This is a genomic window from Microcystis sp. M109S1, assembly GCF_020247025.1.
Lineage (GTDB): Bacteria > Cyanobacteriota > Cyanobacteriia > Cyanobacteriales > Microcystaceae > Microcystis.
The window spans coordinates 1-6,662 of the sequence record NZ_JADBRW010000145.1; the positions used below are offsets into that span (position 1 = coordinate 1).

Annotated in this window: 4 protein-coding genes; 3 read left to right on the forward strand and 1 reads right to left on the reverse strand. The window is 45.1% G+C overall.

Annotated features, from left to right (window positions below; translation table 11 throughout):
- On the forward strand, nucleotides 1-2,292 hold a 2,292-nt coding region (locus IM322_RS06855), incomplete at its 5' end, for a CHAT domain-containing protein (RefSeq protein ID WP_287713160.1).
- 311 nt (nucleotides 2,293-2,603) lie between these two features.
- Here the strand turns inward: IM322_RS06855 and IM322_RS06860 are convergent.
- Nucleotides 2,604-3,791: a glycosyltransferase gene (locus tag IM322_RS06860; RefSeq protein WP_287676755.1), complete on the reverse strand. Its 1,188-nt coding sequence runs from the start codon at nucleotides 3,789-3,791 to the stop codon at nucleotides 2,604-2,606.
- Nucleotides 3,792-4,060: 269 nt separating this feature from the next.
- On the opposite strand from IM322_RS06860, the gene IM322_RS06865 reads away from it, so the two are divergent.
- On the forward strand, nucleotides 4,061-5,284 hold the full coding sequence (locus IM322_RS06865; RefSeq protein WP_287676759.1) for an NAD(P)/FAD-dependent oxidoreductase: 1,224 nt from the start codon (nucleotides 4,061-4,063) through the stop codon (nucleotides 5,282-5,284).
- Between the two features lie 30 nt (nucleotides 5,285-5,314).
- Nucleotides 5,315-6,529 carry an S-layer homology domain-containing protein gene (locus tag IM322_RS06870; RefSeq protein ID WP_287676761.1) on the forward strand — a complete coding sequence of 405 codons (1,215 nt, stop codon included), beginning with the start codon at nucleotides 5,315-5,317 and terminating at the stop codon, nucleotides 6,527-6,529.
- Nucleotides 6,530-6,662 lie beyond the last annotated feature (133 nt).

Sequence of the window (6,662 nt, forward strand, 5' to 3'; positions counted from 1 at the left end):
CGCCAACCCGGATTAGAAAGGGATTTAGCCGCAACCCTGACTAATCTGGGCAATGCCTACAGCATCCAAGCCGAATTGGGTCAAGAGCCGGTAGCCAACCTAGAACGGGCGATCGCCAACTACACCGAAGCCGCCACCATCTGCCGCCAACCCGGATTAGAAAGGGATTTAGCCGGAACCCTGACTAATCTGGGCAATGCCTACAGGACCCAAGCCGAATTGGGTCAAGAGCCGGTAGCCAACCTAGAACGGGCGATCGCCAACTACAGCGAAGCCGCCACCATCTTCCGCCAACCCGGATTAGAAAGGGATTTAGCCACAACCCTGAATAATCTGGGCATAGCCTACCAGACCCAAGCCGAATTGGGTCAAGAGCCGGTAGCCAACCTAGAACGGGCGATCGCCTTTTCTCGAGAGGCACTTTCCTTTCTCAACCCCACTCTCTTACCGGCTGACACCCTCAGAACTGGAGGGAACCTCGGCAACTTGGGCTTTAAGCAGGGCTGGTGGGACATTGCCTTAGAAGGCTACAGGGTTGCCGTGGAAGCCGTTGAACAAAGCCGCGCCTGGGCTACCAGCGAAGCCCTGCGCCAAGAAATTGTCCGCGAGTCTATCGGCGTTTATGAAAACCTGATCCAAGCGGCCGTTAACCAGGGCGACCTCTCCCTGGCGCTGCGAACCGTCGAACGTTCCCGCTCCAAACGCCTTGCCGACCTAATCGCCATCAGCGACCTCTACGCCGATGGGCGCATCCCCCCAGAAATACAAGCCTGGTATCAGCAACTTCAGGACAGCCGCCGCAGCAAATCCCAACTCGCTCAAGACCGTCCTGAACTGTCCAAAGACGATAAACCATCCTTGACCCCTGCACTAAGCCGCAACACCCGCGCTAGCTTTGCCTCTGAACAACTCCTCGCCGCCGAAGCCGCTGAACGTCAAGCCTGGGAAGCTCTCTACCGCTTTGATGCCATTACCGCCCAACTTCAGCAACCCCAACCCCAACCTCGCCTTGATGAGTTAATGGCGCTGCTCCCCTCTCCCCAGACCGCCCTCCTCAGCTTCTACACCACCGCCACCCATACCCACATCTTTGTCCTGCGTCGCCCCTCCCGGGATGGCGGGGAATCGGTCAACTGCCACACTATTCCCAATCCCCCGGAGTCCGCCAACGACCTGCAAAACTGGCTGGTCGAAAACTGGGTTAACCCCTACATTGCGATTAATCAAGCAGAGACCGCCCAATCCCGCCAGCAGCGTCGGGAGGAGTGGCACCAAGCTATGGCCGCTCGTCTGCAAGAATTGGCAACCCGCCTGCAATTCGATACCCTCATCCAACAGCACCTCCAGGGCATCACTGACTTAATCCTGATTCCCCACCTCTTTCTGCACCAAATTCCCTTCGACCTTCTACCCACCGCCGAAGGCAAACTACTGGGCGATCGCTTTCGCCTTCAGTTTGTCCCCAGTACCAAAATTCTGGGACTGTGCCAAGAGCGATCGCAACCGACTCCCGACACCCTGGGGATTGTGGAAAACACCACAGAGGATTTGCCCTATACTCCCCTAGAGTGTGAGTGGGTCGCCCAAACCTGGAATGTGCCTCGCCAACTGCGGCTACAGGGGCGCACTGTCACCCCCGACTCTTATCTGCAACTGCTCAAACAAGTGCAAGCCCTACTCTCCAGCCACCACGCCACCAGTCGCCCCGATGATCCTCTCAACTCCCACCTCGTCCTAGACGGGGAGCAAAAAGTCACCTTGCGGGATTTAATTAGTCCCTCGTGGCGCTTTCCCGAATTGTCGGAAGTGTTTCTCTCCTGTTGTGAAACTGGTCTCAGTTTTGCCAGTTTCCGAGATGAGGAAGGAAACCTGCGACGGGAATTACTGGACGAACCCCTCAGCTTAGGTACAGGCTTTCTGCTGGGGGGCGCTCGAAGTGTGATCAGTAGTCATTGGGCCGTGGCTGACCTAGCCACAACGCTGTTTTCGCGGGAGTACCATCGCGCACGGCGGGCCGGAGAGGAACGCTTAACGGCTCTACATCAGGCTCGCCAAGCGTTGCGGGAGACTTGCCAAAAAGACTGGCGGGACCGTTTGACAGTCGATTATCAGCAGGCTTTCCAGACTTGGCAACAACTGCGCCGCGCCCAAGACCCCAACACCGATGCTGCTGGGGCCAATTATCAAAAAATCAGCGAATTGATCAAGTGGCTTGACAATTTTGCTCCCGACGCAGTGCCTTTTCAGGATTATCGTTACTGGGGGGCGTTCTACTGTCTTGGACTTCCTTAAATTAGGAATTATTTCCTTGTTGCAAGTAAAATGTAGGGTGCGTTAGACGGCGATAATCTCTGCTTAAACTTAAATCTAACAATCCGTCGTAACGCACCCTACCTATCATTAATTTAAGTTTATTATAACATATAATTAATTTGCAAGAGTTCTTATCTATCATTAATTTATTTGATGCGTTACGCTATCGAAGAGCGCACCCTACTACTAATTATTGTACTTTAAAAGGATAATGCCGGGTTTTTAAAGGTTCCAATTTTAACAGGTCAAAAGCCCTATTTTAAAAGGGTTTTACCATTATTCAGCCAACCCTAATTAGGATAAACTCGCCCTTTCCAACCTCCCCCTTGACCGCGCCAATAACGCAGGGCAGAATCGATGGTCATTACACTATAAAAGAGGGCAATTAGGGGTAAAGTTAAAGCCCGCAGGGGCGATAATTTATATAGTCTTAAAGTCGGGCTATAGGAAAGGGCTATTAGTAATAAGGTGACGGCACTAATTATCATAATTGATGTTTGTTTTAATGCCAATCCCCAGATTAAGCCCAAGGGGGCGGCTAAATAGGTTAAAAACATCCCGAAAATTGTCCCGATTAACCAAAGTGTTGAGTAATTAAGTTGTGTAAAGGCGGTGCGGGCTACCATATTCCAAATGCTGGCTAAATCGGGATAGGGACGGAGACTATAGGTAGTTTCTGTTAATCCTAACCAGATGGATTTCTCAGGATTTTCGGGGTGATTTTGTAGATATTTTTTAACTGCGATCGCCAAAGAACAATCATCAATTAAAGCTTGTTTAAGAATCTCAATACCGCCAATTTTTTCTAGGATATCTCGGCGAATTAAAATGCAGCCCCCAGCGGCGGCTGCTATCGGGGAATTAGGGTTATTAACTAGGGGAAAAGGATAGAGTTTCTCGAAGAAAAAAACAAAAGCAGGAATGAGGAATTTTTCCCAAAAACTGTCACAGTTTAGCAGCACCATCAGGGAAACTAAAGCTTGTTTTTCTTGTACTGCTTTAGTGACTAATTGGGTTAAATTATCTGCTGCGTGGGCAATATCGGCATCGGTAAACAGAAAATAATCGGGAGCGAATTTCTCGGTAGCCTCTTTTATTCCCTGTTTCATTGCCCATAATTTACCCGTCCATCCTATCTCTAAAGGTTGTCCAGAAATAATAGTTATTTGGTCAGATTTATGAGATTGATCAGCAATTTTTTGAGCAACGTTCCCCGTACCATCACTACTTTGATCGTCAATTAAAACAATCGAAAATTCTCCTTGATAATCTTGGTTAAAGAGGGAGGTTAAACTGATAGGTAAAACGTCGGCTTCGTTTCGTGCGGGGATAATTGCCGAGACTTTTGGATAATTTGTTAAAGGAGAAGTGACAGGATTAATTTTTTGGTTAGATAGCCAAAATTGTCCCCTGGCTAAGATTAAATATAACCAAATTATTAGCGATAGGAAAGTAACTAAGAATAATAAAAATGTCATAAGCTAGTCGGCTTTCGATGAGGGAATAGGGAACAGGTCAAAAAGAGTAAGTAGGTAGGTGTTGAAAACTTTCAGATCCCCCCGCCTATCGGCACCCCCCTTATTAAGGGGGGCAGGGGGGATCGAACCTAAAATCCATTTTTAATTTAATTATAATCAGCTACTTATCAAATTTAGATGCACAACAGTTTCATAAGTTTGGTGTTTAACAGAGGGCGATTTAGGGTAAAATGAAAGCAAGTTAGCAAGATTAGGCGAGGCAGTAAATCATGGATTATGATGTCGTAATTATTGGGGGGGGACCGGCGGGAGGTCACTGTGGTAGATTATTAAGTGAAAAAGGTTATCGTGTTCTTTTGGTGGAACAACATTCTAGTTGGCAAGATAATAACTTTTCTAGTGCCGCTTCTCCCCTAGAAATTTTAGAACAATTCAATCTCCCCGAAACCGTAGTGGCTAGGTTTTGGAAAAATATCGAAATTATCTCCACTAGCATACATCATTTTTGGTCATCACCGCAACCTTTAGGGGTAGTTTTTGATTTTGCCAAATTGCGAGAGTTTTTAGCCACAGAAGTGCTGCGTTGGGGGGGAGAAGTTCGTTTAGGTTGTCGTTATCTGAAATATCAACAGATGGAGGATAAGCTAACTGTTTTCTTGAAATCAAAAGGAGAGGAAATCGAGACAGTTACTACTCGTTTATTGGTTGATGCCACGGGATACGCTAGAGCAGTTATCTATAAACATAGACGAGAAAAACCTGATTTTTTAAAAGCAGTGGGCATTGAATATTTAATTACAGTACCAGAACAATTTTATCAAAAATATCAAGATAATTTAGTATTTTTTCTCGGTCATAAATGGAGTCCTAAAGGTTATGCTTGGATTTTTCCTATGGATAATCAGCAATTAAAAATAGGAGCCGCTTGGTTAGAGGGAGAACATCCTTATATTTCTGAAGTTAAGCCTTTAAAAAGTTATATTACACAAATTATTCAAACCTACATGAATCTCTCTAAATATAATATAATCGACATCCATGGGTCTATTTTAGAATATTCGCTCAATCTGCAAGATATTTATTATCAAGAACCGAATATTATAGCGATTGGTGATGCGGTTTCTACGGTTAACTTTTTAGGAGGGGAAGGTATTCGCTATGCTATGAAAGGAGCCGAAATTGCTTGTCAATACATGGAAGAATATTTACAGGGAAAATCGAGTAGTTTTACCCCTTATCAACAGCGGATGCAAGAATATTTTCAACCAAAATGGAATTTATCCGATCGCCTCAGTCGCAAAGTTTATTTAGAATATAGTGATGCGCGTATCGATCAAGGAGTATCCTATCTCACGTATCTTGCCACACAGGATATAATCGACATTTTATTTTACTACAAATTTGAAAAATACACAAAAGGGTTAGGAGGATTTCTACTGGGTAAATTACGTCAATGGTGGCACAAAATTTTCCCTAGTCAAAACCCCGAATAAATAAGCTAGGATAAAGCTAAGGAAACAATATTGGTAAAGACCGTGAGTAAGTTTATTCGCTACAGTACAATTATCACCCTGCTGGGCATTTTAGCAGCCTGTAGTGGCAATCCTGACCTAGAAAATCGTCTGGCTGCTGATCCTAATCTACAAACAAATCCCATACCGGAAAACTCTCCTAATAACAAGCAATTACCCGCAAATTTTCCCGCAGAAATTCCTCGATATAGTCAATCAGAATTATTATCCGTGCAGACAAATCCTGATAATACTGGTGGACAAACCCGTTGGCAATCCAACGATCCCAGCAATGCGATCGAGGCTTTTTATCAACAGGAATTAGTTAATAATAATTGGGAAATTATCACTCCCTTTTCTGGGGAAGGAGTCAATAGTACCCTAACGGCCCGTCGAGATAATTTAGAATTAACTATCACCATAACTGCCACTTCTCCCAATACCGAATATAGCCTCGATTATCGTCCAATAGGAACCCCAATTGTGTCCCCTAGTCCCTCCCCTAGTCCCTCCCCTATTTCTTCCCCCTTACCCAATCTTAATCCCACCAGTTTTAACGATCTCGAATCCTTACCTAATCCCTTAAAGAGCCACATTCAAGACTTAGCTAGATTAGGAGTATTAACAGGTAATAACAATCAGTTTAACCCTAATGATACAATAAAGCGCCGAGAATTTGCCCGCTGGTTGTTACAGGCTAATAATGCCATTTATGCCAATGTAGCGGGTAAACAAATCCGTTTAGCTACTCCCAATAGTTCCCCAGCTTTTAGTGATGTTAAAAATAACGATCCCGATTATATTTATATTCAAGGATTAGCGGAAGCGGGGTTAATTCCCTCTCCTTTAACGGGAGATAGTAGCACCCTTTTATTCCGTCCCAATGCTCCTTTAACCCGGGAAGATTTAATCGCGTGGAAAGTGCCATTAGATATTAGAAAAGCTTTACCGAGCGCCAATCTTGATACGATTAAAAATACTTGGGGTTTTCAGGATACTAATAAAATTAACCCGCAGCTGGTGCGCGCTCTTTATGCCGATTTTCAAAATGCTGAACAAGCTAATATTCGGCGAGTTTTTGGTTTTACTACCCTATTTCAGCCAAAAAGACCAGTAACTCGCGCTGAAGCTGCCGCTGCTTTATGGTATTTTGGTTTTCAGGGTGATGGTGTTTCCGCTGCCGACGCTGTGCAGGGTCAAGATACACAACAGAGTGGGGTTAATTAGGGTTTGCTGAATAAATCTAAAAACCTTATCCAACAAGGTTTTTAGACTTTTTTTCCCTCAAAAAGTGCCGACCCTTGGAGTGATTGGGGGGAAAATTCAGGGACTTTTTCCCTGAAAATTAGGTAATTGACCA